Raw genomic sequence first — 25,104 nt, 5'->3', positions numbered from 1 at the left:
CCAATATTGCCCGAAATGCTATAATACACACATAGAGCAAAACAGGAGCAGCACATGACGGTTACTCAAGCTATCTCAATCTGTGAACAGTATCGCATTGATCACAGCGTCAGCGGGTTTCTACTAGAATCCCTGGAATCCATGCTGGCCGCAAAACAGCGCAACGAACTCACTGCTGAACAGCGGGTGGCCCTGCAAACAGTCATGAACGAAGGCCTGCGCCTGATTGCAAAATGAAATGGTTTGCTGAAACAACCGAATGGTCCGGTGACACGGCTCCTAACCATGTGTACCTGATGGACGATGCCAAAAGCAAGATGTATGCCTATGTGAAGTTTGGCACAGGAGCAGCACACAAATTCCGTACACCCGTGCGCATTGACATCCGTGGACGCCGATTTAAAATTGTGCCCGACCAATGGAATGTTTCGGTTGACGTGACACCGCCTGCAGGCGAGACCTGGACTGTGGCCGGCAGCAAGGGTGATGTTTATACCGTGACACGCCTAAACGGCAACTTGAGCTGCACCTGTTCAGGATTCAGATTCCGCGCCCAGTGCAAACACACACAACAAAACGGTTGACCAATATTCGCCAATCTGTTATAATTAACGCTTAATCACAAAAAGGAGTCTTAAATGCTTTATACTTTCGCTGGTACTTCCGTTCTTAAAGGCACTATTAAAGTTCGTTTTGCCAACTCAGAAGCTCGGGGCAAGCAATTGGCCAAGCTGGGCGACACTGATGTGAATATTGTGCCGTTGCCAAATGCAATGGACAAGATTGGGGCTGTGTGTTATCTGCAGAATCTAGCAGGCTTTGCCGACACTGATGCGGTGCGTGAAGCCTTGGCAGGTGAAGTGGCAGTCAAACTCCGCCCTGCTAAAACTGCAAAAAAACATCTCACCAAAACTATTCGTGTCAAGACAGTAAAACCTGCTCGTGTTCGTCGCACTGAACCAGTGGTAGTTACTCAAGCAGAAGTTGACGCCTTGATGGCAGCAGTATTTGGAGTTAGGTAACATGACCAATCGCAAAATCGACTTTGCTCAATTGGGATTCAACCAGTACCAAGTGGCAGACATGACCATTGTTATGAATCTAAAAACCCCAGAAGAAATTCAGGACTGGATGGTAGCAGTGGGCGCAGAAGATGTGGCCTATGCCATCAGCTTGCTGGAACAAGCTGCCCTGCTTGAGCTGGACAGTGCAACTGACACCATGAAACGTTTCCCCGAAGCAATGGCTGCAATTAGAAAGGTAATGTAATGGGACTAGACATGTATGCTTATGCTGCCGCCAAGGCAGCAGCAGATGACAACACTGGACAGCGTGAGATTGCCTACTGGCGTAAACATCCTAACCTGCATGGCTGGATGCATTGCTTGTGGATTGAAAAAGGCAACGAAGGTGAGTTCAACGGTGACGAACTGGAACTGACCTGGGACGACCTTGAAGCTCTGGAACGTGCAATCACACACAAACAATTGCCTGCCACTAGCGGATTCTTTTTTGGGCAGGACAGCGACGACGAGTATCGAGCAAGTGATCTTGCGTTTGTTCGAGCAGCCAAAGCAGAAGTGTTTTTGGGACTAAAAGTTTTTTACAATTCAAGTTGGTAACAGCATGAAAAAGATCTACTACGAAAAACGTGGTCGCAGATATGTTCCTGTGAGTGAATACAACAGTAACTTGACAGATGCTTTGCCCAAAGGTAATCATTTAATTATGAGTTACCCCGGCGGAACAACTACTCGTTACAATGTGGATCCTGACTATGCGGCCATGATTGCTGCAGGGCGTGTGGCTGAAGATGAAATTCGCAAGGCGCTGAACAAAGCCAGCGAGATGCGGCCGGCTCGCACACCTATCACACCCGGACAGCAACGAGCCTGGAAGAAACTGGCCAAGGAGTTTGGAGATGAACTTTGCACCTTGAATGGTGCCAGTATTCACGACATTGCTGAAGCAGGTGTTCGTGCCATGCAGACAGAAGCTGACAAGTTAATGACACATGCCAGTGTTCGAGCAGCCTATGAACAATTTCTATTAGTATGTGCATTGACTAAGTCACAGGAGAATTAAATAATGCATGACATTGACTTTGACAACAATGAGTTTTGGAAACACGTGGTGGTAGCTGACTGGGTTCACGACCTTGAATCCAGCGACAGCCGCTTGCACAAAGAACGAGTGATTGAAAAAGCCTTGATGGCGTCAAAATTGGGCAGTGCCGGCGCACAGGGTTTTTTGTTCAACTGCTATCTTGCATACAATCCCTTCTATGTGTACAATGTTCGTCAGGTACCGGAGACTGAGGGTCTAACCGGACGGCCTAATCCTTGGCCTATATTCTGGGGATTGTGTGAGAATTTGAGAACTCGCGGAGTAACTGGCCATGCTGCTAGAGATCGTATCGAAGAAGTAAGCGAGCTGTTTGACTCTGAACAGTGGAATGGCTTGTGCCGACGAGTGTTGATCAAGGATCTGCGCTGCGGTATCAGTGAAAAAACACTCAACAAGGTTCTGAGCAAAACTTCCTGGAAGATACCTACCTTTACTTGCCAGCTGGCACAGGACTCAACTGATCGTCCGGCCAAGATGAAAGGCATCAAACGTCTGGAAGTCAAACTGGACGGTGTACGAGTACTAGCAGTGGTGCAAGGTGCCAGCGTTACACTGTACAGCCGTAATGGCAAGGTGTTTGAAAACTTCCCGCATGTGGCCGACGCCATTGCTGCCAACCGCAAATCAATTGGTGCATTTGGTGGACGATATGTGCTGGATGGTGAGATTGTGGGTGCCAGTTTTCAACAACTCATGCGGCAAGCACAACGCAAAACAAATGCCAAAACCACGGACATGGTGTATCATGTGTTTGATATTATTCCACTTGACAGTTTTCAAGAAGGACACTATAATGCACAACAGTGCAAGAGACTTGATATTTTAACAGGATCTCGAGAACGATTTGATGCTACAGATTGTCTGCGTCTCATGGACGGTATCACGGTGGATCTGGACACAGCTGAAGGTCATGACATCATGAATCGATATGCCCAGGATGCTGTGGCCAACGGATTCGAAGGAATCATGATCAAGGATCTCAGCGCACCATACGAGTGCAAGAGATCTAGCTTTTGGATGAAATGGAAACCCACAATCACAGTTGATCTTAATATTGTGGGCTTTGAAGAAGGTACCGGTCGCAATACAGGCCGGTTAGGTGCTATAATTTGTGAAGGAGTTGATGATGACCGTAGAATTTGCGTTAATGTTGGCACTGGGTTTAGCGATACTCTTCGTGATGAGTATTGGACCAGTCGGGATCAGCTACTTGGTGACGTGGTTGAAGTCGAAGCTGACGCAGTCACACAAAACCAAGACGGATCATACTCATTGAGATTTCCACGCTTTGTACGCTTTCGTGGATTTGAACCAGGAGAAAAACTATGACAGAAGTCAGCAGGGTAACTGCACAAAATGCAGAAGTGTATCGACAGATGGAAGTCAAAAAAGTGGATCGGCGTCACGAAGAACTTAGACTAGAAGAACGACGGGTGCAGGCCGATGCCAAGGTTGATGAACAAGCAAGAATTGAAATGAATCGTAGAATGAACCGTGCGGGACAAAACGTAGACAGGATGGCATAGCCGGGTCAATCATGAATATTAATTTTTAGGAAAAATCATGCACAAAACAGTTTACACAGAAGTTGAAGTTGATGTTGATCTTGGAGAGTTTGAAACAGAGGATCTGATTGAAGAACTAGAAAGTCGTGACGCCTTGCCCCTGAGCACTGGTCCGTATAATGCCAAAGAGCTAGTGGAACAAATCTGGATGCTTCGACGCAACGGTAAAAACTATGATGCACCATTGGATCAGTTGGTGTATGCTGTGACTGGACGCATTATTTAATCAATCATGAATAGTAATTTTTTAGGAGAAATCAAATGGCAACAGCAAAAACAGTAAGTAAAATCAGCGACAAGCTGATCAAGGTAAATGAGTCGTTCACGATCAATATGTACGACAATGGTTTCATGGTAGAAGCAGGTGGACGCAACAAGAAGGGCGACTATGTCACTGCCAAGATCTTGTGTAACACACTGGATGAAGTTCTGGCTCTTGTGAAAGAAGCCGGCGAGATGGATCTGGACGTTTAAGGAGAATACTATGTTTGACACAACTTACACAGGCGGAATGACATATCGTTCTGCCAGCGAAATCAACTCAGCAATGGGCCGTGTGTACGGACACATGAGTCTTGCAGTTGTTGTATCCATGTTGGTCAGTTACTTTGTGGGCACCAGTCCGGAGTTGCTGCAATTCTTTTTTACAGGTGTACTAAAGTGGATTGTGATTTTTGCACCACTAGCCGCAATTTTTGGCGTCAGCTATGTGTTGGGTAATAGCCCCAGTAAAACTACGGCACAATTATGTCTACATGGATTTGCAGCATTGATGGGTCTGAGCTTTTCCATGATCTTTGCTGTATTCAACATGGGTTCAATTGTTAGTGCATTCATGGGTGCGGCAATCTTGTTTGGTGTAATGAGCGGATACGGTTATTTTACCAAAAAAGATCTAAGCTCAATGGGTCGAATGATGTTTGTTGGCCTAATTGCTATTGTGATTGCCAGTATTGTAAACATCTTTATTGGCAGTACTGTTATGCAAATGGTTATCAGTGCCTTGGCTATTATCATCTTCCTGGGATTGACTGCCTATGACACACAACGTATTCGTGAAGAGCTAAGTGTAGATACAACACCTGCTGCCGAAGTTAGCGGTGCGTTGACCTTGTACATGGATTTTATCAATCTGTTCCTAAACTTGTTACAACTATTTGGTGAAAGAAAATAATCATGACCGTCTGGAGATTATCAACACATTACAAAAAGTCAGCTGTTGAAAAACAGCTCTGGTACAAGGATGGAGTGACAATCAGCAAGGAGGAAGGTTATCGTTGGGGCACATTCTATTGCGAAAGTGATGAAATGCCCGATGTTGATCTTGCCAACCCAGACGGCTATGAACTCTACGGCTATGACTGGGAACTGTACAGCCTGGACGATGGTTGCTGGAGTGACTGGACATTTCCTGAGGACATGAGTTCCGCAGAACGTGAGCAGATTGAAGCTGCCTGGGATTTCTCGGATGGACTGGAAAATCTTGGCTGGAGCAATGATGATACTGAATACTGGTTTCATGGTCCCTTGATCATGACCAATGAAACCACTGGTGAAGTATTTTCAGACATGGCACAAGAGTCACAAGAAAAAACTGATCAACAGTTGGCAGCAGAACTTGACGAATTGATTGCGGAAATGCCAGGCGTTCCTGAGGACGCTGCGGAGGAGCCTACTCTGACTGATTGGTATGATGATGATACTCCCCCTGCACGAACAGGCAGTTATGAAGTTATCACAATGACCTGGCCGTTTGTGCTGTTTGCTGACTGGAATGGACGTGAGTGGCGTCGAGAAGGCTTTGCAATCAAACCCACAGCCTGGCGTGGACTGGCTGAGGATCCTGCCAAATAATTTGACAACAGGCCACGGTGCCTGTATAATTACTGTGCATGACCAAGGAGATGGTGCTGTTCGATAGTGCGGTGGAATTCCTAGGCCCACTGCTACTGTGGCATGTGAACATAAGTCACATAGGTTGAGACACTGTCCTTGAATAAAATCAAAACCCGGCTGGTACCTGGGGGTATGCCAATAAGGATTAACACAGTGAAAGGATATGTATATGTCTGTTGAAATTGGGGCCGCTGCGTCGAGCATGTCCGAGTCACTCAGCTCTCTTGAATCAACGCCCTTGGTCATGCACCGTATTTGGTTTGATATCTCAAGCACCAACGTCTGGTACTCAATCCAGCGCGAAGCAAAAACACTCTATGGCTCAGGTTGGAAAAGCCAGTCAAGAGTCAAGCGCAAACTAGACAACATCTGGGGCAATCAAACATCCTATCCAGTTTGGTTTGATGTGCCTGATGAATCCTTTGCATCCTGGATCTCGGTAAAGTACGCTGTGAGTGCCAAGATAAAACTCAACGAATAATTCCATGCTAGATAATCAACAGCCTTTTGTGAGATTTGATCACATTGAAAAAAGCTACGACGGCAAAACTCTTGTGATACAGGATCTCTCTCTTGACATTGTGCGAGGAGAGTTTTTGACTTTGTTGGGACCATCGGGATCTGGAAAAACCACTGCACTCATGATGCTGGCCGGGTTTGAAAATCCCACTGCTGGTAACATTTATCTAGATGGTCGGCCTATCAATCGTATAGCACCGGAGCACCGCAACATTGGCATGGTGTTCCAGAACTACGCCTTGTTTCCGCACATGACAGTGGCTGAAAATGTGGGCTTTCCGTTGAAAGTTCGCGGCACAACAGGTGATGCGGCTCGCAGCAAGATTGTAGCCGTACTAGATAAAGTGGGTCTAACAGGATTTGAGAATCGCCGGCCTGCGCAACTGTCTGGAGGTCAACAGCAAAGAGTAGCAGTGGCACGAGCCCTGGTGTTTGATCCTCAATTGGTGTTGATGGACGAGCCACTTTCTTCACTGGACAAACAGTTGCGAGAACAATTGCAGTATGAGATCAAAAGTCTACATCGAGACACTGGCATTACCTTTGTGTATGTCACACACGATCAGTCCGAAGCCATGGTCATGTCAGACCGTGTGGCAGTATTTTACCAAGGACGCATACAGCAGATTGATACTCCAGACCGGCTGTACGCACACCCCAACAACTCTTTTGTAGCCAAATTTATTGGGGAAAACAACATGATAAAACCCAATGTGTATATCCGGCCTGAGCGTGTGCAAATTGATCCGGTGTACGGAACTGTTGATACCGTTGTCAACGGCACTGTACGTGATATAACTTGTCTAGGCCGATACATACGTGTGCGATTGGATTCGTGCGGGACTGATAATTTTGTTGTGACACTTCCCAACAATGGACAATTTCTTGATTTACAAATTGGCGGCATAGTAGCACTAGGGTGGACGGCCACCGACTGTCACACAATCAACTCATGAATCTAGATCAACGTATGCACAAAGCAGAGAACAGCAGCCGCTGGCGTGCCTATGCAATGATTGCACCGTTGTTGCTTTTTGTCATGCTGAGCTTTGTTGCACCGCTTGGTATGATATTACTCAACAGCATTTATGATCCTGTGGTGCCCGATGGCCTCCCGCACACTGTGGCTGAGTTGCAGGCCTGGGCCGGCCCAAGAGATCAACTGCCGCCCGAACCAGTTTATGCTGCCCTGGCTTATGACATGAAAAAAGCAGCCCAGGAACAACAAACTGGATCAATTGCCAACCGTTTGAATATTGAAAAACCCGGACTGCGTGCCGTCTTTATGAAAACATCACGGGTTGTGGCACGTCAGGACAACGGACCATGGACACCAGTTTTTGAAACTGCTGATCCTGCCTGGAGTCAACCAGAGATATGGGGTACAATTCGTAATCTTTCATCACCGGTTCACTCACTGTTTTTCTTGTCCGCACTGGATCTGCACCGACAGCCTGATGGAACTATTGCACAGCAGCCCAAGGATCAGCGTATCTATATTTCAATTTATCTACGCACTCTGGCAGTGGCCCTGGCTGTGACATTCTTGTGCATTGTGCTGGGCTTCCCACTGGCCTATATGCTGGCACACCTGCGTGACAAGACAGCCAATCTACTGCTGATTTTTGTGCTGATACCATTCTGGACATCGCTGCTGGTGCGTACCACAGCCTGGACAGTGGTACTACAAGAACAAGGACTGATCAATTCACTGTTGCAAATGTCAGGGTTGATTGCTGAACCTCTGACTCTTGTGTTCAACAGGGTTGGTGTCATAATTGCCATGACACATATACTATTGCCTTTTGTGATTTTGCCGGTGTATTCAGTCATGCAACAGATACCCACCACCTATGTGCAAGCTGCCCGATCGCTGGGTGCCAGTTCACTGGTTGCCTTTTTTCGTGTGTATCTCCCACAATGCATGCCGGGACTAAATGCAGGAGGCCTGCTGGTATTTGTTTTTGCGCTGGGATACTATATCACTCCGTCACTGATAGGAGGTTCTGCAGATCAGTTGATTGCGTATTTTGTATCATACAACATAGGAACTTCCATGAACTGGGGCCTTGCCTCTGCTCTAGCAACTATCTTGCTTGCGGCTGTGCTGTTGCTTTACACAGTGTATGATCACCTGGTTGGGCACAATAGGTTAACAATTAGATGAAAACTTCTGCACTTTATACCACACTGCTGTACTTGTTTGGTGGATCAGTTTTGTTGTTCTTGATTGCACCAATACTACTGGTGTTGCCCTTGGCATTCAGCAACGCAGCTTATTTTCATTTCCCAATCGAAACCTATAGTCTGCGCTGGTTTCGAGATTTGTTCAGCAACCCTGTGTGGCTACACGCCATCTACAACAGTTTGCTCATTGCAACGCTGGCCACACTAATAGCCACTTTGCTAGGCACCATGGCTGCTGTGGGACTGAATCACTACAATCTACCGGGCAAACGTTTTATAATGGCTGTGCTGATCGCACCCATAATTGTACCCTATGTGATACTGGCTGTGGGTGCATACTTCTTTTTCTCCAAGCTGGGTATTGCCAACAATCTCCTGGGTATTGTGTTGGTACACGCAGTGATAGGCATACCTTTTGTGGTACTAACTGTCACTGCCACACTGAGTGTGTTTGATATGAAATTGATACATGCTGCCCGAAGTCTAGGTGCATCACCCTGGACAGCTTTTTGGCATGTGATGCTGCCTGCTGTGTGGCCAGGTGTAGCGTCGGGCGCAGTATTTGCCTTTGCCACATCGTTTGATGAAGTAGTAATAGTGCTGTTCTTGGGTGGTCCTGAACAAACTACCTTGCCACGACAGATGTGGACTGGCTTAAGAGAACATCTTTCTCCCACTATCCTCTCGGCTGCTTTTGTATTGATTGTTGTTGTTACCAGCATGCTATTGCTGTTAACACTACGCCGTCATAGGTCCATTATTAACCGGTAAATAATCTTATGTTTCTTAGTCTTATAATTCTAGCCGTGGCTCTGAGCCTCAGCGTTATTGCTGCCTACTACAGTATTGCCGGCCTGGCAGCCATATTTGCAGCAGCAGTAATACCCATCATGATCATGGGATCCATCCTGGAATTGGCCAAGGTGGTTGTGACCATATGGCTGCACGAGTACTGGACTCGAGCCAGATGGTTGATGAAAATATACCTGGTGTCTGCTGTGATCATGCTGATGTTGATCACCAGCATGGGCATCTTTGGCTTCTTGTCAAAAGCACACAGTGATCAGAGTCTTGTGAGTGGCGACAGTCAGGCCAAGGTTTCGATCTTTGACGAAAAAATTCGAACATCCAAGGAAAACATTGACGCCAATCGCCGGGCGCTGAAACAAATGGATGAGGCTGTGGACCAGGTCATGGGCCGTAGTGCCGATGAGAAAGGTGCTGAAAAAGCTGTTCAGATCCGCAGATCTCAAAATAAAGAACGTGCTCGTCTCATATCTGAAATTGACACAGAACAAAAAACCGTTGCCAAACTAAACGAAGAAGCAGCACCATTACGAGCGGAGTTTCGCAAGATTGAAGCTGAGGTCGGTCCAATCAAGTACATAGCTGCCTTGATCTACGGTGACAATCCTGATGCCAACATCTTAGAACGTGCAGTGCGTTGGGTGATCATGTTGTTGGTGTGCGTGTTTGATCCGCTGGCTATCATGATGTTGTTGGCATCTACAGAAAGTCTCAAGTGGGCTCGTGAAGGTCGCAGCAGTCGAGTACTCGAACCTGAGAGACCAGCATACGAACCCGATGATGGCCCTGTAGATACAGAAGTGCTGGACCAGCTACGTGCCAAAGCACAACAAGAGTTGCCCACTGGCGAACTTGTGAGCCGGCAAGAACTATTCCCGGCCAACCCACACTCACCTGGTTGGATGTTCGAGCCTGACTCACCTCCTGTGCCACAAGCAGCAGCAGTAGAAGTAATACTGCTCGAGCCCGACGATGATGACTCTGACGAAGAAAGCCCTGAGCTCAAAGCAGCCATGACGCACTGGAAGGCAGAGAATCCTACAGACACACTCAAACATCAGCGAAAATTATTTGACTCCGGGCAGATAGACGAACTACCTTGGATGAAGTTTTTGCCATCACATGAGCCCACATCTGGATTTGGAACACACCTGCCCGACACTGCGATAAAAGGTGACAGCTATGTGTTGACCACAACTATTCCCAATGTGTTGTATAAATTCAACGGTGCTGGCTGGATCAAAGTTGACAATTCCATAAAAGATCAGTATACTTACGATGTAGCATATATAGATCACCTGATTGTTCAAATTGGAAAAGGATTGTATGATCCCGAACTTTTGAGCGACAGCGAAAGCAATCAAATTCACGTGAGACTCTCCGAACAACGTATGCAACAACTTCCAGAATAGAATAATGATCAAAGAAACCCATTCCTCATGCAGCTTCTGTGGCAAAAACAAAGATGACGTGCGTAAACTTATTGTTGGTGAGTATGCAGGCATCTGCAACGAGTGCGTGGATTTTTGTCAAGGACTATTGTCAACTGACGAACCAGTTGTGCCACCTGAACCACCATCGGCTAAACTAGATCCAATGGTCCTAAAGAACTATCTTGATCAGTACGTGATTGGTCAGGACGCTGCCAAGATCATGATCAGTGTGGCCATTGTGAATCATTACAAACGCATCAGCAAGACCACAGTGGATCCAGAAATGGACAAGGCCAACATCTTGATGTTAGGACCCACTGGGTCAGGTAAAACTTTGTTGGCCAAATCTGTGGCACGTTATCTTGATGTGCCATTTGCCATTGCTGATGCCACATCAATTACCGAAGCAGGATATGTGGGTGACGATGTGGAAAGTCTGATCACTAGATTGTATGCTGCATCGGGCAACAATGTGGCCAAGACACAGCAGGGCATTGTGTTTGTGGATGAAATTGACAAAATTGCTCGCAAAGGCGAAAGCTCGTCGATCACTAGAGATGTGTCGGGCGAAGGTGTACAGCAGGCCCTGTTAAAAATGGTAGAAGGCACTGTGTGTCGTATTCCAGCAGCAGGCGGCGGCAGAAAGCATCCTGGTGGTGACATGATTGAAATTGACACTCGCAACATTTTGTTTATTGCTGGTGGTGCATTTGTGGGGCTGGATACCATAGTAAAAAATCGTGTGCAAGGAACCTCAATCGGCTTCAACGCTCAGGTTGCAAAAACATCCGTAGATGCTGACCTAGATATGACCACACCGGATGATCTAGTGAAGTTTGGCATGATTCCAGAATTTGTTGGACGTTTCCCCAACTGGGTCAGTCTAAAACAACTCAGCAAAGCAGACCTGATTAGAATTCTCACTGAGATCAAGAACAACTATGTGGATCAGTATCGTTGGCTATTTTCTGAAGATGGTGTGGACTTGACGTTTACAGTAGCAGCACTGGATGAGATTGCAGAGCGTACCTTGATCAATCAAACTGGCGCACGGGGCTTGCACAGCGAACTAGAACGTGTGCTGTTGCCGCACATGTTTCATCTTGCACAATACCGCCAGCAAGGCATTGCTGTGCTGTCAATTGATATAGATCAGGTGGCAGAACCTGAGGAACTCCGGGTTGTAAATATCTAGCGTGTATATAGAATTTGCGTTGTCACCTGGTACATATCATGTGTTGTACAAAATTCAGGCTGCTCTACTGGAATGGAGCGTAAAGTACGATATACCCTACACACAAAAAACATTCAAATGGAATCATAGAGTTGCATTTGATAACGACGAATTTTATACGTTTTTTATTCTAACCTGGAACCCGCAAGTGCCTGGATACAATCATGACTTACGCCAATTTCGCATTGTATCTGACCTAAATAACAAAATATAATTCTGATTTGTAGTATAATAAATACTGCGGTAGATGCCCATGGTGGGGTCTACACAAGTCATCTTGCTTAATAGGAGAAAAACATGACAAAAACTCTCACCCTTCGTAGTTTCGATATTCCTGCAATTCACAAGTTTGGAATTGGATTTGATAATCTATTTGACGACCTCATGCGTGTCACACAGCATCAAGCCAGCACAAACTATCCTCCCCACAATGTGATCAAAACTGGCGACGACACTGTTACCATTGAAGTTGCTGTGGCTGGATTTGCTGAAGGAGAAATTGATATCAGTCTAGATCAACGTCAATTGGTGATCTCTGGTGCTAAAGCAACAGAACAAGATCAATCTCACGAATATCTACATCGTGGTGTTTCACAACGCGACTTTAAACAAACATTCCCACTCAGTGAGCATGTGGAAGTAAACGGCGCAAGCATCAGCAATGGTATCTTGACTGTGTATCTGGAACGCAAAGTTCCTGAGTCAGCCAAGCCTAAAAGTATTGCAATCACATACGCAGTATAATATAATTGAGTAAATACAGTGGTGGAACAGTTCCACCACTCCATAAGGAACAACATGGCAAACGCAGAAGCAGCAACTATTTCAAAAACAAAAAAAGCCATCAAGGAGCCGTCTCTTTACCGTGTGATCTACATCAATGACAGCACCACTGCCATGGAATTTGTGGTAGAGAGTCTAGTAGAATTTTTTGGTTATACTGAAGAAACTGCCACTGAACTCACTGTTAGCATACACGAGCACGGATCAGCTATTGTTGCAGTGTTGCCTTATGAAATTGCCGAACAAAAAGGTGTAGAGGTTACTGAAAGTGCAAGAAAGCAGCAGTATCCATTGCAGATCAAACTAGAGCCTGACGCCGAATAATTTCGGAATCACGTTTCTACAACAATTCTTTTGGGAAAATAGGGTGACTGCTTGTAGGGTGTGTCGCCACGCCCTCGGCAGTTGTTGACAAATCTCACACCATTTACATTTTGATCCACAGCCCCGTGATAATGGCCAAAACACCAGGTATGTATTTTGTGTTCGGTGTCATTGGTGCGCACCAGGTTCATGAGCCGATTGCCCATGTGATTGAATTGTGTGGTGCCAGATAGTTCAATATCATGCTGTATCAAATTTGCGCCTGGTACTGTGTGAGTGACAATCACAATTTTTTTGACATCGTTGTGTGTTTGTAATTTTTGCACACTGTTGATCAGATAAGCAGCATCAGCTCTGGCACAATTGCTGAGTTCTTCAGGATCAATTGGGTGCCCGGGCATGATTTGTTCATACCAATCTACCATGCGTTGTTTGCCTTCATCTCGACTGATAGATGTGTCCAAATCATACCCCCACCAGCCGTTGGTGCCTAGAATAGCCACACCGTCGATTATTATCACGTTTTCCTGGAGATAAGTCACTCTTTGCAATTTGCTGATGGTTCTGGCCAGATCGCGATGGCTTTCTTCCAGCTCATGATATCTGTATCGATGTTCATCATTGCCGTCGATATAAAACACAGCAGCATAACAATTTGACAGATGTTTCAGTGTGTTTCTTACTATTTTGGGATCTGGGCTTATGTCACCTGCTACTACACAAACAGGACTGGTGGGCTGACCACTCCAGTTGAATTCTTCGGACCAGGTGTCCAAATGTAAATCAGAAATTAAGTCAAAGGTCATGCTCATGATACATATTTAAAAGGAATTGACATGCACATAATATTTGGAGAAGAGATTGGCCAAGCTGCCGCAGAAAAACACATTGTTCTGGAACTGGATACATTTGAGATCAAAGGAAAACAATCTCCAATGACCGCATATGCTCTTGTAGAGCATGTGCCATTGCAAGACATGCCCACAATGAATCACTTTCATGATCTGCACACCAATCTCATGGTTGAATATCGCAAGCGTAACTGGAAATACTGCGAAGATGCCATGGAACATTTACAGGGCAAATGGAACGGGGACTTGGACACTTTTTACACTGAGTTGAACACCCGTATTCAACAACTAAAGACTGAATCATTGCCCGATCACTGGTCTGGGACTGTTCTTAAGAGCTAGGTAATTCAATACCTGATTAATTTCTTCTTGTGAACGAGTATTGTTGATTCCTAAGATACAATCTAGTTCTTGAAATTGCTTCCAGTGTTTTCCAGTACAATGTTGATTGACAGTAATCATGGCCTGATTCATATTGTCAACATATTCTTGTACTATGCTAGCCTGCCACTCAGCTGAGAAAAATCTCTGTTTATTTCTCTCAGCAATTTGATGCAGTTGATTCCATAGAACAATTTTATCTGCAGAAGCCAGAGAGCGTATCCTGCTCATTTCCTTAATCACGGCAGTTAATCTAGCCACCGGATCTGTTTCAAGATCATACGATTCATCAATAAGATCACCAAACGTTTCGAATCCGTAACTGCGCAGGTATCTCAAACTACCAGCTGTGGCAACTAACATAAAGGGTTTGCCACACGCAATGGGACGTAGAGATTTTTCTGTAAGATGCAGTCGTGCATCGTCAAACAAGGTTTCCAGCACAATTTCCATGCCTGTTTGAGTATAATCCAGATTGTTGTAATCTGCACTAGCACAAGAATCATGTGTGTTTGGCTGCAACACCGTTTCTAGATCAGTTCTGACAATTGTTAAGTTGGGGTTCTCAAACTTGTGTTGATTATAATGCAATCCTGAGTCCACAGGTGCAAAACTGGTGCGGCAATGAGTTACCAATCCTGCTTGAATCAATTGATCAGCAAATGCTAGCCTATATTCTCTAGTGCCAGACCAGGCACGATTGTATATCAAAAAATCTTGTGCAAATGCAGCAGAGTTATATTGTAACACAGGATCATGCTCGGCATATCTAAACCAATCAGCTGCAATTACAGCATGACTCCAGTAGTACACAGGCAAAAATCCATTTTGGAAATAGGTATCAATTTCTTTGCTATTTTTTTCCGAATGCACAAGCAAAATATAATTGTATAAATTGGCACGAACTAATCCTCTAAGATGTAGTGAAATTTGATGATTGACCTGTATAGCTTCCGAGTATAAAAAATTTAGTTGATTATCTACTATACATTTTTGCCACCATTGAGCAAAATCATCCAGAGTCCAATAATTAAAATTCAACGGCTCCTGATCATGAAAAATTACCTGAGGAATAACCATTGCGTTGACCCAACTTAGTGCTGGAACCAAAGGTAATAGATCCTCAAGTTTTTTTGAGCCATGAGGCCAAAAGCGATAAATTGTTATATCATGGTCGACAAGGCTATGCAAAAAGTTGTATAATCTATCTAAAGGAACTGACATATATGAAGAATATTGGATTTATTGGAATTGGCAAATTGGGCCTGGACTGTGCAGAAGTATTTGCTGAGCAACACACAGTACGGGGGTATGATATTTACCCGCGAACTAGTGACTCGGTAAAAGTTTGTGATATCAACGAACTTGTGAATCAAAGTGAGTGGATCTTTATTGCTGTGCCAACTCCACATCAAGAAGGCTATGATGGATCTGTTCCCAGCAGCCACATGAAACCCAAAGACTTTGGGCACGATGCTGTGATTGACGCTATCAAGAACATAAACCGATATGCAAGATCACCAAAAAAGGTGGTGTTGATCAGCACTGTATTGCCCGGCACCACCCGCCGCAAGTTCTTTCCGTTGTTGGACTCACAACATCAGTTCCTGTATAATCCTTATCTAATTGCCATGGGTTCGGTCAAGTGGGACATGATCAACCCAGAGATGGTCATGATTGGCACAGAAGATGGCAACCCCAATGCTCTAGCAAGCGAGCTGATTGACCTGTACAAGACTATTATGGCAAACAACCCACGCTACGAAATTGGAACCTGGGACGAATGCGAAGCCATCAAGATTTTCTACAACACATTTATCAGTGCCAAAGTAGGCCTGGTCAACATGATCCAGGACTTTGCTCTACGTATTGGGCATATCAATGTGGATGTGGTCACAGATGCACTTGCACGAAGCACCATGCGTATCATGGGCCCCAAGTACATGACAGCAGGCATGGGTGATGCAGGTGCCTGCCACCCACGCGATAACATTGCTCTGCGTTGGTTAGCAGAAGAATATGATATTGGCTACGACTTGTTTGATACTGTGATGCATGCTAGAGAAATACAAGCCAAGAACTTGGCTCGGTTCTTGTTGGACCAAAGTGCAACTCACAACAACTTGCCTGTGGTGATTCATGGCAAAGCATACAAGCCAGACGTTCCGTATTGCATCGGCAGTTACAGTACTCTGGTTGGGTTTTATCTAGAACAAGCAGGACACAAGGTGGTCTATGTTGATCCACTGGCAGATGATCCAGCTAATGTGGTTGACAGTGTGGATTATCCTGCGGTGTTCCTTTGGGCACACAATCGCAAAATCACATATGAATACACCGGCGACCAATTGGATACACAACCCTACTGTGTTATCACGCCGGGCAGCATCATAGTTGATCCTTGGCGTAAACTGACTTCAACTGCGGAGTACGAAGTCGTTCACTATGGCAACACTCGACCAAAATAACATCTGGGCACAAGGCCACATAGATCCTGACTGGGGACTGCAACATCGAGATCTTGACTACATCCACGAACAGTTCAATGATCGAGAAAGTCTAGCAGAATGGCGTCAGCTGGGATACACGCAAAGTAAATTCACCGGGGACATGTATGACATGCGTTTCCCTGAGCCTGCTTGGATGAGTTCTATATGTGATAAGTTTTGTTGGACCAAGCTAGGTTGGAGTGTGTATCGCATGTCTCCGGGCGCAGTATTGCCTGCCCACAGAGATACCTACAGAAGATTCAAACTCATACACGGACTTGAATCAACCCAGTCAGTGGTTCGTACCATTGTGTTTTTAGAAGACTGGTCTAGTGGGCATTACCTGGAAATGAATGGTGTGCCTGTTATCAATTGGCGTGCTGGTGACTGGGTCAGCTGGCGTGATGACTTTCTACATCTGGCTGCCAATGTTGGCAAAACTGATCGTTACACACTACAATTAACTGGAACCACATGAAAATTTCCAGCTACAACGAATACAGCACACTCAAAAGCATGGTGGTGGGTGATGCGACCCATGCCAACTGGCCCATCAATGATCCGGTGTTTAATACAGAAGCAGAGCGCACACTCTGGAAAGAAACACCTGTGCCATCCGGTCCTGTGCCGCAATGGATCATAGACGAAGCCAACCAAGACCTACAAACGCTAGCAGACACGTTGACAGCACACGGTGTTGAAGTTGTGCGCCCTGAACCATTCAACTTTCAAGTTCACGATGGCCTGTACAACTACTGTCCACGTGATAGACTACTTGTGCATGGGTCAATTGTGGTTGATCCTGCCATGATGTATCCCTGTAGAGACATGGAACTACAGTGCTATCATGATATTTTACAAGCAGCAGATCAGGTTATCACAATGCCACGAGCAGCAGGCATGGTACTGGATGCAGCCAATATTTTGCGGGTGACACAACACAAGTGGTTGTTTCTTGAATCGGCCTCGGGCAATCGAGCAGCCTACGAATGGTTGTGCAATCAGTTTCCAGATGTAGATATAGAACTGTGCAACTTCTATGCTGGCGTGCATATTGATTCAACTATTGTGGCCTTGAATGCAGATCAATTTGTTGTGAATGGCAGCAGGCTAGATAGCAACAGGAAAGATCTACCACGACATCTCAAAGGCAAAGAAATATTTTTTGTTGACCAAGTGGTGGCACAAGGATTCTATCAATATCCGTATGCTTCAAAATGGATTGGACTCAACATGTTGAGCATTGATCCTCAAACAGTCATAGTAGATGCCAAGCAAGAAGCCATGATACAGGCTCTAGAACAGGGCATGGGCATGACTGTTATACCTCTTGAACTGCGGCACAGTAGAACACTAGGTGGCGGATTTCACTGTGTTACTCTAGACCTGCATAGAGAGCCATGAATATAGCTTGGCTGTTGGCTGAAAATACCTTGTTGCCTCCGAGTGCCGACACACAACCCATGCGTGACATTGCACCCATCTGGGGCAGCTGGCGCACTCAGCGAGCGTACCAAACCGACAACGTGGTGTGTTGGGACGCTGATCAAGCAGCAGTGTTAATCGAGCAAGGCTATGCTGATGTATGCAATCTCTATATTCCAAAAACGGTTTACGAAACTCTGAGCAATCCACCACGTGTCAATGTGTTTGGCGGTGAGTTTGATTTTGTTGTGGATTCAATAGATGATATTGTTGCTGCTCATTTATCAGCTAGTGTAGCAGATGTCATAATCATGGTAGGATTTGACCTAGAATCCAAACCCAACGCAAAGGTCAGCCGAAATAACTATATCGGACTGTTGGCGCAGTCTATTAAGGACAGCGGAAAACAATGGGTGATTGTAGATCATCCAAAAAATCTTGACAAATCTATCCAAAAACTCTCCAATATCACTAGAGATTTATTACCAAATGTGTTACAATTACTGAACAACAACAGTGATTGATATGACTACACCCCAAATTGGTTTTTGCTGCAAATGGCTTAATGATCCGTCCGAATGCGGCGGCATGAAGGTCAATGCTGTGGACCGTGAATTAAACGGCCGATCAACCACCATGCGGTGGCTTCGCGAGCACAAAGATGAAGCTGAACAGCGGCAATGGGACATAATGAATCACAATGCCGCAGCAGCGGTCCGAATGATTGAACGAGTGGCCACCCTGCCCGAAGGTCGTAGAATGGTACGACTGGGTTCAGAAATGCTGCAAGGCTACACCGAAGCCAGCTGGATTGACTGGTGGCAGCGCACAGAAATACAAGATCATCTGGCTCGTATTTTTGCACCCATTGGCGAAACTGCCCGCAGACTAGGTGTGAGACTCAGCTTCCATCCCGGACAGTTCTGTGTGCTGGCCAGTGAGCATGATGTGATTGTGGAACGCAGCATACTAGAATTTGAGTATCATACAGACATGGCCCGCTGGATGGGCTATGGAAAATCATGGCATGACTCGGGATTCAAGATAAATGTACATTTAAGTGGCAAAGGTGGTGTCACCAAATTCCTTAAGACCTTGGGTCGCCTCAGTCCCGAGGCCAGGAATCTTATCTCCATCGAAAATGACGAAATGACAAATGGCATCGATTCTACTTTACTTGTGGCTGAGCATGTGGCTCTTGTGCTGGACATACACCATCACTGGATCAACAGCGGAGAATACATCACGCCTGCGGACCCTCGTGCGCAACGGGTTGTTGAGTCTTGGCGTGGTGTTCGTCCTGCTCTTCACTACAGTGTTAGCCGTGAAGATATTTTGGTGGGTCACGATCACCGAGTTCGACCCGATCTTGATGGACTACTTGCAGCAGGTTTTAAAAAGCAAAAACTCCGGGCACATAGCGATATGATGTGGAACACTGCCTGCAATGAATGGGCCCTGACATTTGGTGATCAGTGGGATATTCAGTGTGAGGCCAAAGGCAAGAACCTTGCCAGTGAACAGGTGTACAATCAGCGACTGGCTCAGGCATGAACGATATACTACCCAACATTTTTTCTTGGATCCGAGATGACTATAAAACTTACCCTGTTCGGTTTGTGGTTGAGATTGTGGCTTGGGCAGTGTCTATTGGCTGTTCGATCACAATGGCGATCACCGTCCCCAACCCTCCGTTATTGTACATGTATCCTATCTGGATTGCTGGTTGTGCCATGTATGCTTGGGCTAGTTATACTAGGAAATCTTTTGGTATGCTGGCTAACTATATACTTTTGGTAAGCATAGACATGGTGGGACTGACTCGCATGATTCTGCAAATTGTGTAACAGAACTGCAATACACAGCACTATAGGTAAACAAACCGGCCACAAGATATGGTGGACGCTGGAATTCGTAACCAGCACTAAGGGCTCTAGGGCTCTTTTTTATTGGCAATTATTTCACTAACGGTATAAATAGTTTTCAAGGATGGGCATGTCATGAAACAATCAAAATTGATCAAGCAACTATACCGGGCTTGTGTTGACCACGATGACAAGAAGATTCAACAACTTCGTCAAGAAGAATATAGAAAAATTCTCAAACACAAGGCTGCTGGCAAGGCATTTACAACTCGCTGGACTCTGGTCCAAATATAGTTTACTGCTATCTGAAGTGTTGTAACGTTTGAGTTTTAAATTTTATCATCCTAAAAATAGATCCATAAATATCTGCCTAAGGCAACTAAAAGGCAGCATAACATGGATAGATATCAGGAACTTGAACAACTAGTAAAGCAATTCAGAAGAGCATTACCACAAGACACAGTCTATGCAGATAGACTGGCAGAAGAACTAGAACTAATAAGAGATCAAAACTTTGCACGACACTTTCTGCGTGTGAGAGAGATATTAGATCTCACCCGAGATATACCACATATCACCCGAGGTTCGGCAGGCTCCAGCCTAGTATGCTGGCTCATGGGTATAAGTGATCTTGATCCCGTGGCAGAAAATATTCCCATAGCACGTTTCATGAATCCCAAACGTGACGACTTGCCGGATATTGATCTAGACTTTCCACACTGGCAGCAGGCCACTGTGATGAATCGCATATTCAAACGCTGGCCAGGACAGAGTGCCAGGGTATCAAATTATGTGATGTACAAAGAGAAAAGCGCCAAGCGAGAAGCAGCCAAAAGACTAGGTGCTAAAGGCACACTCAAGCGTGGATTTGAATTTAATCAAGTGTTGCCCCCTGAAGAGATAGCAGAAGCTGAACGTGTCACAGCCAAGCTCATGGGCAAGAAACGCTGTATCTCCAAGCACTGTGGTGGTATCCTGATCTTTGATCGGGCTGTACCAAAAAGCCTGATCAATGGTGACAATCAGATCTTGTTAGACAAGTATGAAGTTGAAGATCTTGAACACTTCAAGATTGACATCCTGGCCAATCGTGGACTGAGTCAGTTATGGGAGATTGATCAGCGACCACTCACTGACTATCCTGAACATGATGAAAAGACCAGTGCGCTGCTGGCACGGGGTGATGTACTGGGAGTTACGCAAGGCGAAAGTCCGGCCATGAAACGACTGTTCCGTGCCTTGAAAATCAAAAGTCGCTCAGACTGTACCTTGGCCACAGCTCTGATACGTCCAGTGGCCACTCAAGGACGGCGCAGAGCCAGTGCTTTCCAGGACTGGTCAGCAGATACAATACAGCGGGACACAGTGGTATTTGAGGATGACGCTATCACCATGATTGCAAACATCCTGGACTGCGACATGTACACCGCAGACATGTGGCGCAGAGCATTTGCCAAACGCAATGAAGAAAAGATCTATGAATTCATGCAATTGATTGGCGATCATCCCAAAAGGGACACTGTGTTGGCATCCTTGCGAGAACTTAGTCACTTTGGACTGTGTCGTGCTCATGCTACCAATCTGGGACGCCTGATCTGGGCTCTGGCCTACAACAAGGCACATCATCCCCGAGAGTTCTGGCAAGCCTGTTTGAAACACTGCGAAGGCAGTTACAGCAAGTGGGTATATTGGCAAGAAGCCAAGTTGGCTGGCGCAATAGCTTCTCCGTTAGAAGGTGGTGAGTGTGAAGAACTGTTTCGCACTGGCCGTTGGAGTTCCAGTAGATTCATTCCGGCCTGTACCGAGATTCGCCGACCCGGAGAAGTGGAGTTTGTAGGGCTAGTGGCTAACTATCGAGTGTTCCGCAGCGGAGCCAAAGGCTACATAACCTTTGCTACCCTGGGCACTGGCAATGGTCGTTATCTTGATGTGATCTTGCCGCATGCAATCAGTTTTGCAGATCAGCCAATCCTGTGGGGAAAGGGCCGTTTGGACTATGCAAACAGTTCAGAATGTGTTAAAGTACTAAAAAGCAAACGCATGAGATTGCAAGACATAGCACACATTGACTAATGGCACGACTACACATATATCCACACAACGAACCAAAGACAGATCTACACATTGTGGCTGATCCTGCTGCTTTGAAAGCCTTGGCACAGGCCTTGACTAGTGCAGCACAAAATCCGTTTAGTTTTGAACGAGTGAAGCTGCACACTAGTGACGGTCACGAATACACTGCCATGATTGTGTCAGGAGTATCAGAAGAGGAATGGCAACATATACCCCCGGCCTACGCTACAACCACGGTGCCTGCTATATCTATCCTGGAAGACTATCACAGTATCAAAAAAGAACTCAACGCTGTGTCTCCCACCGTGTAACACAACTGTAACATCATTAGGGTAAACTTCTGCTTAAATACCCCATGCAGAAGACTTATCGCAGTATCTTTATCTCAGATGTACATCTTGGTACTAGAGACTGTCAGGCAGAGAAACTCAACAACTTTCTCAAGAACAACACCTGCGAGACCCTGTATCTTGTGGGTGACATAATAGATGCCTGGCGTATACAACAAAACAAGTGGCGATGGAAACAGAGTCATACCAATGTGGTACGCAGAGTACTAGGCCATGCCAAGCGAGGCACCAGAGTTGTGTATGTGGCCGGCAATCATGACGAATTTCTAAGACCTATGATACCATATGGGTTTAGTTTTGGGCATGTTGAAATACACAATCAGATAGAACACATAGGTGCAGATGGCAGACATTATCTTGTGGTGCATGGCGACTTGTTTGATGGCATCACTAGACTGGCACCCTGGATAGCATTCCTAGGAGATCGAGCATATGATATCATTCTTAGTGTCAACAGCAAGTTTAATTGGATACGTCACCGTATGGGTTTTGGGTACTTTAGCCTTAGCCAGTTTCTTAAGCACAAGGTCAAAAAAGCAGTAGACTTTATATTCAAGTTTGAAGAAAATCTAGCCAACTACTGTAAGAAGCGTGGATTCGATGGTGTGATATGTGGACACATACATCATGCAGAGATCAAAGAAATCAATGGTGTAGCATACATGAATGATGGCGATTGGGTTGAATCATGCACAGCACTTGTGGAACACCATGATGGGCGTTGGGAAATTGTAACTTGGACCCGGGAGACAGACAATGAAACTAAGTGATAAAATTACTATTGTAGTGCCTTGCAAGAATGAAGAAACATATATTCATCATTTGCTAAACGCACTACGTGAACAAAATATAGGTGATACCAGAGTTATCATTGCTGACTGCTCAACTGATGCCACTAGACAGGTTATACAGGACAACAGTTGGGAACTGAATGTTGAAATAATCAACGGCGGCCCTGTGTCTATTGCCAAGAACAACGGAGCACGATTAGCCACTACCCCATACATCTTGTTCATTGATGCTGATGTTCGTTTTTTCAAATACGATGTTATCCGTGATGCTGTTGACAAAATTGAATCCATGAACCTGGATCTTGTGGGCTTGAACATCAAGTGTTATGATCAAGACCTTAGAGCAAAAGCAGGATTTGTTGTGTTCAACACCATAAATCATGCGCTGAAATATTTCTCTCCTTTTGCAGTTGGAGCGTTCATGCTCACACGCAGAGACCGGTTTGAAGAATACGGTGGCTTCCCTGAAAACTTTTCCACAAGCGAAGATTACTTTTTGTCCAGAAAATACAGTCCCAGAAAGTTTAGAATCATCCAACACCACCTTGGACAGGACAGTCGTAGATTCAAAAAAATGGGCTACATGGGCATGGCCAAGTACCTTGTGAAAAACTTTGTGAATCGCAACAACAAACAATACTGGAACAGCCTAGACAACAGCAAGTACTGGAGTTGAAATTGCGTATTGTTTAGCAATTTTGCAGCTAAATAGCTCTATGAGAGCACAAGAATTCCTAGCAGAAGCAGCCACCGCAGTGGTTTACCATTATGCAGGTATAGGTGCAGCAGCCAAGATACTCACCGGCGGCGCATTTCAACTCAGCAGTGTGACCGGCAACAAGAGTGAAGAAATGTATGCTCCCAAAGGGTATCCGTATTTTTTAAGTACCACACGCAGCCGGGTGGGTGACTATCATAGATATGTTGGCAGCGGCGGTGTGATGTTTGTGATCGACGGCACCTGGTTGAATCGCAACTACAAGACTCGGCCCGTGGACTACTGGGAACGTGCTTGGCTACACAGCAACGGCACCAGAAGTAGCGAAAGTGAAGACCGTGTGTTTAGCCGTGAGCCCGAAATGTCAATTGATGGCGTGACGGCAGTACATGTGCTGCTGAAAGAACAAAGTGAATATCGTAGTCCCGAAGTCAGAACTATCTTAATCTCTGCTAAGAAGCGTGGTATTCCTGCATACTTGTACACTGATGAATCAGCTTGGCGTTTACAAGATACTCGCAAAGCAGTAACACCAGCAGCGGCAGCAGATTTGCTCAAAGGGCCGCAGCCAAAAGGTTATACGCCAAGTAGACCAGTCACAATGTATCTTGAGCCATGGTTAGAGCTAATATACAAAAAGAGTAAAGCAGAGCTATCACCACGTGCCGAGAAGCTACGACATGATCTAGTTTATTACGGTAGTAGATATCCTGATGAAGATAGCAATTTAGGTGTTGACATGGCCAATGCACGTAAACCTAACAGTACAGACTATCCTACAGCCGTTAAAATAAACGACTTCATGCGTAAGAACAAATTCTCAACCACTGTGGCACTCAAAAATGCTATGGTGGACAAGTGGGACAAGATCAACACACCCACAGCACAATCGTGAGATAACCCCTTGCGGGGTTATCAAATGTTCAATCTACAATTGCACTGATTTTTTAGCAGCAGGCTTTCGGGCTGCTGGCTTTGCAGCAGCAGGCTTTTTGGGTGCAGGAGCCGCCTTCTTTGCAGCAGGTTTTGCTGTAACTGGTTCAGCAACAATTGGGGCTGTGGCTGGTGCAATCTCGGCGTGTGTCCATGGTGCTTCGACCTTGTAGGGTGCCGGGGCTTCTGGAGCAGGCTTGCCCAGAAAGAATTGTTTGATTTTTGTAAACATAAGTTCTCCTATGAAATATTTACCAACATAGATGTTATGGGCAAAAAAACACAGTTAATTTTGCCGAAAACCTGTTAAAAAAATGCTGCGACCGCACATAAATCATAAATATGTGTTACAA

Annotated in this window: 34 protein-coding genes; 31 read left to right on the top strand and 3 right to left on the bottom strand. The window is 45.5% G+C overall.

The window, feature by feature from the left end; genetic code table 11:
* The first annotated feature begins 54 nt into the window (after nt 1-54).
* The 20 genes from ABW391_RS12020 (at nt 55) to ABW391_RS11925 (ending at nt 12,875) form a co-directional block, all read left to right on the top strand.
* The gene (locus ABW391_RS12020) at nt 55-237 is read left to right on the top strand and encodes a hypothetical protein (protein ID WP_353482114.1); all 183 of its coding nucleotides are present in this window, start codon (nt 55-57) and stop codon (nt 235-237) included.
* Between the two features lie 59 nt (nt 238-296).
* Complete coding sequence (locus ABW391_RS12015) at nt 297-584, top strand: hypothetical protein (protein WP_353482113.1); 288 nt, start codon at nt 297-299, stop codon at nt 582-584.
* A 54-nt stretch (nt 585-638) separates the two neighbouring features.
* Nucleotides 639-1,022 carry a hypothetical protein gene (locus tag ABW391_RS12010; protein WP_353482112.1) on the top strand — a complete coding sequence of 128 codons (384 nt, stop codon included), beginning with the start codon at nt 639-641 and terminating at the stop codon, nt 1,020-1,022.
* 1 nt (nt 1,023) lies between these two features.
* A complete protein-coding gene (locus tag ABW391_RS12005) occupies nt 1,024-1,269 on the top strand; it encodes a hypothetical protein (protein WP_353482111.1) in 246 nt (81 codons plus the stop codon).
* The gene (locus ABW391_RS12000) at nt 1,269-1,622 is read left to right on the top strand and encodes a phosphoglycerate kinase (RefSeq protein WP_353482110.1); all 354 of its coding nucleotides are present in this window, start codon (nt 1,269-1,271) and stop codon (nt 1,620-1,622) included. Before ABW391_RS12005 ends, ABW391_RS12000 begins: the two co-directional genes overlap by 1 nt.
* 4 nt (nt 1,623-1,626) lie before the next feature.
* Complete coding sequence (locus ABW391_RS11995) at nt 1,627-2,085, top strand: hypothetical protein (protein WP_353482109.1); 459 nt, start codon at nt 1,627-1,629, stop codon at nt 2,083-2,085.
* A gap of 3 nt (nt 2,086-2,088) precedes the next feature.
* Nucleotides 2,089-3,456, top strand: coding sequence for an ATP-dependent DNA ligase (locus ABW391_RS11990; protein WP_353482108.1), 1,368 nt, complete (start codon nt 2,089-2,091; stop codon nt 3,454-3,456).
* Nucleotides 3,453-3,653 (top strand): hypothetical protein, encoded by a 201-nt coding sequence (locus ABW391_RS11985; RefSeq protein WP_353482107.1) that lies wholly within the window; start codon nt 3,453-3,455, stop codon nt 3,651-3,653. The genes ABW391_RS11990 and ABW391_RS11985 overlap by 4 nt, the downstream gene beginning before the upstream one ends.
* Nucleotides 3,654-3,690: 37 nt before the next feature.
* Complete coding sequence (locus ABW391_RS11980) at nt 3,691-3,918, top strand: hypothetical protein (protein WP_353482106.1); 228 nt, start codon at nt 3,691-3,693, stop codon at nt 3,916-3,918.
* A 35-nt stretch (nt 3,919-3,953) separates the two neighbouring features.
* Nucleotides 3,954-4,166, top strand: a complete 213-nt coding sequence (locus ABW391_RS11975) for a hypothetical protein (RefSeq protein WP_353482105.1) — start codon at nt 3,954-3,956, stop codon at nt 4,164-4,166.
* Nucleotides 4,167-4,176: 10 nt separating this feature from the next.
* Nucleotides 4,177-4,866 carry a Bax inhibitor-1/YccA family protein gene (locus ABW391_RS11970; protein ID WP_353482104.1) on the top strand — a complete coding sequence of 230 codons (690 nt, stop codon included), beginning with the start codon at nt 4,177-4,179 and terminating at the stop codon, nt 4,864-4,866.
* Between the two features lie 2 nt (nt 4,867-4,868).
* Nucleotides 4,869-5,546, top strand: a complete 678-nt coding sequence (locus tag ABW391_RS11965; RefSeq protein ID WP_353482103.1) for a hypothetical protein — start codon at nt 4,869-4,871, stop codon at nt 5,544-5,546.
* A gap of 211 nt (nt 5,547-5,757) precedes the next feature.
* On the top strand, nt 5,758-6,069 hold the full coding sequence (locus ABW391_RS11960) for a hypothetical protein (RefSeq protein ID WP_353482102.1): 312 nt from the start codon (nt 5,758-5,760) through the stop codon (nt 6,067-6,069).
* A 4-nt stretch (nt 6,070-6,073) separates the two neighbouring features.
* Nucleotides 6,074-7,063: an ABC transporter ATP-binding protein gene (locus ABW391_RS11955; RefSeq protein WP_353482101.1), complete on the top strand. Its 990-nt coding sequence runs from the start codon at nt 6,074-6,076 to the stop codon at nt 7,061-7,063.
* Entirely contained in the window at nt 7,060-8,274 is a 1,215-nt protein-coding gene (locus tag ABW391_RS11950) for an ABC transporter permease (protein WP_353482100.1), read from the top strand. Before ABW391_RS11955 ends, ABW391_RS11950 begins: the two co-directional genes overlap by 4 nt.
* Nucleotides 8,271-9,065, top strand: a complete 795-nt coding sequence (locus ABW391_RS11945; RefSeq protein WP_353482099.1) for an ABC transporter permease — start codon at nt 8,271-8,273, stop codon at nt 9,063-9,065. The genes ABW391_RS11950 and ABW391_RS11945 overlap by 4 nt, the downstream gene beginning before the upstream one ends.
* An 8-nt stretch (nt 9,066-9,073) precedes the next feature.
* Nucleotides 9,074-10,513, top strand: a complete 1,440-nt coding sequence (locus tag ABW391_RS11940; RefSeq protein WP_353482098.1) for a hypothetical protein — start codon at nt 9,074-9,076, stop codon at nt 10,511-10,513.
* A gap of 4 nt (nt 10,514-10,517) precedes the next feature.
* Complete coding sequence (clpX, locus tag ABW391_RS11935) at nt 10,518-11,729, top strand: ATP-dependent Clp protease ATP-binding subunit ClpX (RefSeq protein ID WP_353482097.1); 1,212 nt, start codon at nt 10,518-10,520, stop codon at nt 11,727-11,729.
* Between the two features lie 336 nt (nt 11,730-12,065).
* The gene (locus tag ABW391_RS11930) at nt 12,066-12,512 is read left to right on the top strand and encodes an Hsp20 family protein (protein WP_353482096.1); all 447 of its coding nucleotides are present in this window, start codon (nt 12,066-12,068) and stop codon (nt 12,510-12,512) included.
* 54 nt (nt 12,513-12,566) lie between these two features.
* Complete coding sequence (locus ABW391_RS11925; protein WP_353482095.1) at nt 12,567-12,875, top strand: ATP-dependent Clp protease adaptor ClpS; 309 nt, start codon at nt 12,567-12,569, stop codon at nt 12,873-12,875.
* An 8-nt stretch (nt 12,876-12,883) separates the two neighbouring features.
* On the opposite strand, the gene ABW391_RS11920 is transcribed toward ABW391_RS11925, so the two are convergent.
* On the bottom strand, nt 12,884-13,687 hold the full coding sequence (locus ABW391_RS11920; RefSeq protein WP_353482094.1) for a metallophosphoesterase family protein: 804 nt from the start codon (nt 13,685-13,687) through the stop codon (nt 12,884-12,886).
* A gap of 24 nt (nt 13,688-13,711) precedes the next feature.
* On the opposite strand from ABW391_RS11920, the gene ABW391_RS11915 reads away from it, so the two are divergent.
* Nucleotides 13,712-14,068, top strand: coding sequence for a hypothetical protein (locus ABW391_RS11915; RefSeq protein ID WP_353482093.1), 357 nt, complete (start codon nt 13,712-13,714; stop codon nt 14,066-14,068).
* Here ABW391_RS11915 and ABW391_RS11910 read toward each other — a convergent pair.
* Nucleotides 14,027-15,331 carry a hypothetical protein gene (locus ABW391_RS11910; protein ID WP_353482092.1) on the bottom strand — a complete coding sequence of 435 codons (1,305 nt, stop codon included), beginning with the start codon at nt 15,329-15,331 and terminating at the stop codon, nt 14,027-14,029. The genes ABW391_RS11915 and ABW391_RS11910 overlap by 42 nt on opposite strands.
* Before the next feature lie 2 nt (nt 15,332-15,333).
* Here ABW391_RS11910 and ABW391_RS11905 point away from each other — a divergent pair, with 2 nt between their 5' ends.
* From ABW391_RS11905 to ABW391_RS11860, 10 genes are all read left to right on the top strand, one after another.
* Nucleotides 15,334-16,575: a Rossmann-fold NAD(P)-binding domain-containing protein gene (locus tag ABW391_RS11905; RefSeq protein ID WP_353482091.1), complete on the top strand. Its 1,242-nt coding sequence runs from the start codon at nt 15,334-15,336 to the stop codon at nt 16,573-16,575.
* Nucleotides 16,553-17,074 (top strand): hypothetical protein, encoded by a 522-nt coding sequence (locus ABW391_RS11900; protein WP_353482090.1) that lies wholly within the window; start codon nt 16,553-16,555, stop codon nt 17,072-17,074. The genes ABW391_RS11905 and ABW391_RS11900 overlap by 23 nt, the downstream gene beginning before the upstream one ends.
* Entirely contained in the window at nt 17,071-18,000 is a 930-nt protein-coding gene (locus ABW391_RS11895) for a hypothetical protein (protein WP_353482089.1), read from the top strand. The genes ABW391_RS11900 and ABW391_RS11895 overlap by 4 nt, the downstream gene beginning before the upstream one ends.
* Entirely contained in the window at nt 17,997-18,545 is a 549-nt protein-coding gene (locus tag ABW391_RS11890; RefSeq protein ID WP_353482088.1) for a hypothetical protein, read from the top strand. The genes ABW391_RS11895 and ABW391_RS11890 overlap by 4 nt, the downstream gene beginning before the upstream one ends.
* Nucleotide 18,546: 1 nt before the next feature.
* Nucleotides 18,547-19,575, top strand: coding sequence for an apurinic/apyrimidinic endonuclease family protein (locus ABW391_RS11885; RefSeq protein WP_502916323.1), 1,029 nt, complete (start codon nt 18,547-18,549; stop codon nt 19,573-19,575).
* Between the two features lie 707 nt (nt 19,576-20,282).
* A complete protein-coding gene (locus ABW391_RS11880) occupies nt 20,283-21,959 on the top strand; it encodes a DNA polymerase III subunit alpha (protein ID WP_353482086.1) in 1,677 nt (558 codons plus the stop codon).
* Nucleotides 21,959-22,270, top strand: coding sequence for a hypothetical protein (locus tag ABW391_RS11875; RefSeq protein ID WP_353482085.1), 312 nt, complete (start codon nt 21,959-21,961; stop codon nt 22,268-22,270). The genes ABW391_RS11880 and ABW391_RS11875 overlap by 1 nt, the downstream gene beginning before the upstream one ends.
* Before the next feature lie 44 nt (nt 22,271-22,314).
* Nucleotides 22,315-23,079 carry a UDP-2,3-diacylglucosamine diphosphatase gene (locus ABW391_RS11870; protein WP_353482084.1) on the top strand — a complete coding sequence of 255 codons (765 nt, stop codon included), beginning with the start codon at nt 22,315-22,317 and terminating at the stop codon, nt 23,077-23,079.
* The gene (locus ABW391_RS11865; RefSeq protein ID WP_353482083.1) at nt 23,066-23,776 is read left to right on the top strand and encodes a glycosyltransferase family 2 protein; all 711 of its coding nucleotides are present in this window, start codon (nt 23,066-23,068) and stop codon (nt 23,774-23,776) included. The genes ABW391_RS11870 and ABW391_RS11865 overlap by 14 nt, the downstream gene beginning before the upstream one ends.
* Nucleotides 23,777-23,816: 40 nt before the next feature.
* Nucleotides 23,817-24,713: a hypothetical protein gene (locus tag ABW391_RS11860; protein WP_353482082.1), complete on the top strand. Its 897-nt coding sequence runs from the start codon at nt 23,817-23,819 to the stop codon at nt 24,711-24,713.
* A gap of 33 nt (nt 24,714-24,746) precedes the next feature.
* Here the strand turns inward: ABW391_RS11860 and ABW391_RS11855 are convergent, their stop codons facing one another.
* Entirely contained in the window at nt 24,747-24,983 is a 237-nt protein-coding gene (locus ABW391_RS11855; RefSeq protein WP_353482081.1) for a hypothetical protein, read from the bottom strand.
* Nucleotides 24,984-25,104: the final 121 nt, after the last annotated feature.

It is taken from the genome of Haliscomenobacter sp., assembly GCF_040403615.1.
Taxonomy (GTDB): domain Bacteria; phylum Bacteroidota; class Bacteroidia; order Chitinophagales; family Saprospiraceae; genus Haliscomenobacter.
This window is presented reverse-complemented; position numbering and strand designations above follow the sequence as displayed.

Bases quoted from the DNA above. Each gene is read 5' to 3' on its own strand.
- ABW391_RS11875 (WP_353482085.1), top strand. From the start codon at position 21,959: ATGGCACGACTACACATATATCCACACAACGAACCAAAGACAGATCTA.
- ABW391_RS11940 (WP_353482098.1), top strand. From the start codon at position 9,074: ATGTTTCTTAGTCTTATAATTCTAGCCGTGGCTCTGAGCCTCAGCGTT.
- ABW391_RS11995 (WP_353482109.1), top strand. From the start codon at position 1,627: ATGAAAAAGATCTACTACGAAAAACGTGGTCGCAGATATGTTCCTGTG.
- ABW391_RS11900 (WP_353482090.1), top strand. From the start codon at position 16,553: ATGGCAACACTCGACCAAAATAACATCTGGGCACAAGGCCACATAGAT.
- ABW391_RS11985 (WP_353482107.1), top strand. From the start codon at position 3,453: ATGACAGAAGTCAGCAGGGTAACTGCACAAAATGCAGAAGTGTATCGA.
- ABW391_RS11890 (WP_353482088.1), top strand. From the start codon at position 17,997: ATGAATATAGCTTGGCTGTTGGCTGAAAATACCTTGTTGCCTCCGAGT.
- ABW391_RS11950 (WP_353482100.1), top strand. From the start codon at position 7,060: ATGAATCTAGATCAACGTATGCACAAAGCAGAGAACAGCAGCCGCTGG.
- ABW391_RS11925 (WP_353482095.1), top strand. From the start codon at position 12,567: ATGGCAAACGCAGAAGCAGCAACTATTTCAAAAACAAAAAAAGCCATC.
- ABW391_RS11965 (WP_353482103.1), top strand. From the start codon at position 4,869: ATGACCGTCTGGAGATTATCAACACATTACAAAAAGTCAGCTGTTGAA.
- ABW391_RS11855 (WP_353482081.1), bottom strand. From the start codon at position 24,983: ATGTTTACAAAAATCAAACAATTCTTTCTGGGCAAGCCTGCTCCAGAA.
- ABW391_RS11895 (WP_353482089.1), top strand. From the start codon at position 17,071: ATGAAAATTTCCAGCTACAACGAATACAGCACACTCAAAAGCATGGTG.
- ABW391_RS11955 (WP_353482101.1), top strand. From the start codon at position 6,074: ATGCTAGATAATCAACAGCCTTTTGTGAGATTTGATCACATTGAAAAA.
- ABW391_RS12020 (WP_353482114.1), top strand. From the start codon at position 55: ATGACGGTTACTCAAGCTATCTCAATCTGTGAACAGTATCGCATTGAT.
- ABW391_RS12010 (WP_353482112.1), top strand. From the start codon at position 639: ATGCTTTATACTTTCGCTGGTACTTCCGTTCTTAAAGGCACTATTAAA.
- ABW391_RS11930 (WP_353482096.1), top strand. From the start codon at position 12,066: ATGACAAAAACTCTCACCCTTCGTAGTTTCGATATTCCTGCAATTCAC.
- ABW391_RS12015 (WP_353482113.1), top strand. From the start codon at position 297: ATGGACGATGCCAAAAGCAAGATGTATGCCTATGTGAAGTTTGGCACA.
- ABW391_RS11990 (WP_353482108.1), top strand. From the start codon at position 2,089: ATGCATGACATTGACTTTGACAACAATGAGTTTTGGAAACACGTGGTG.
- ABW391_RS11860 (WP_353482082.1), top strand. From the start codon at position 23,817: ATGAGAGCACAAGAATTCCTAGCAGAAGCAGCCACCGCAGTGGTTTAC.
- ABW391_RS11865 (WP_353482083.1), top strand. From the start codon at position 23,066: ATGAAACTAAGTGATAAAATTACTATTGTAGTGCCTTGCAAGAATGAA.
- ABW391_RS11960 (WP_353482102.1), top strand. From the start codon at position 5,758: ATGTCTGTTGAAATTGGGGCCGCTGCGTCGAGCATGTCCGAGTCACTC.
- ABW391_RS12000 (WP_353482110.1), top strand. From the start codon at position 1,269: ATGGGACTAGACATGTATGCTTATGCTGCCGCCAAGGCAGCAGCAGAT.
- clpX (WP_353482097.1), top strand. From the start codon at position 10,518: ATGATCAAAGAAACCCATTCCTCATGCAGCTTCTGTGGCAAAAACAAA.
- ABW391_RS11980 (WP_353482106.1), top strand. From the start codon at position 3,691: ATGCACAAAACAGTTTACACAGAAGTTGAAGTTGATGTTGATCTTGGA.
- ABW391_RS11915 (WP_353482093.1), top strand. From the start codon at position 13,712: ATGCACATAATATTTGGAGAAGAGATTGGCCAAGCTGCCGCAGAAAAA.
- ABW391_RS11920 (WP_353482094.1), bottom strand. From the start codon at position 13,687: ATGAGCATGACCTTTGACTTAATTTCTGATTTACATTTGGACACCTGG.
- ABW391_RS11970 (WP_353482104.1), top strand. From the start codon at position 4,177: ATGTTTGACACAACTTACACAGGCGGAATGACATATCGTTCTGCCAGC.
- ABW391_RS12005 (WP_353482111.1), top strand. From the start codon at position 1,024: ATGACCAATCGCAAAATCGACTTTGCTCAATTGGGATTCAACCAGTAC.
- ABW391_RS11880 (WP_353482086.1), top strand. From the start codon at position 20,283: ATGGATAGATATCAGGAACTTGAACAACTAGTAAAGCAATTCAGAAGA.
- ABW391_RS11910 (WP_353482092.1), bottom strand. From the start codon at position 15,331: ATGTCAGTTCCTTTAGATAGATTATACAACTTTTTGCATAGCCTTGTC.
- ABW391_RS11870 (WP_353482084.1), top strand. From the start codon at position 22,315: ATGCAGAAGACTTATCGCAGTATCTTTATCTCAGATGTACATCTTGGT.
- ABW391_RS11945 (WP_353482099.1), top strand. From the start codon at position 8,271: ATGAAAACTTCTGCACTTTATACCACACTGCTGTACTTGTTTGGTGGA.
- ABW391_RS11975 (WP_353482105.1), top strand. From the start codon at position 3,954: ATGGCAACAGCAAAAACAGTAAGTAAAATCAGCGACAAGCTGATCAAG.
- ABW391_RS11905 (WP_353482091.1), top strand. From the start codon at position 15,334: ATGAAGAATATTGGATTTATTGGAATTGGCAAATTGGGCCTGGACTGT.
- ABW391_RS11885 (WP_502916323.1), top strand. From the start codon at position 18,547: ATGACTACACCCCAAATTGGTTTTTGCTGCAAATGGCTTAATGATCCG.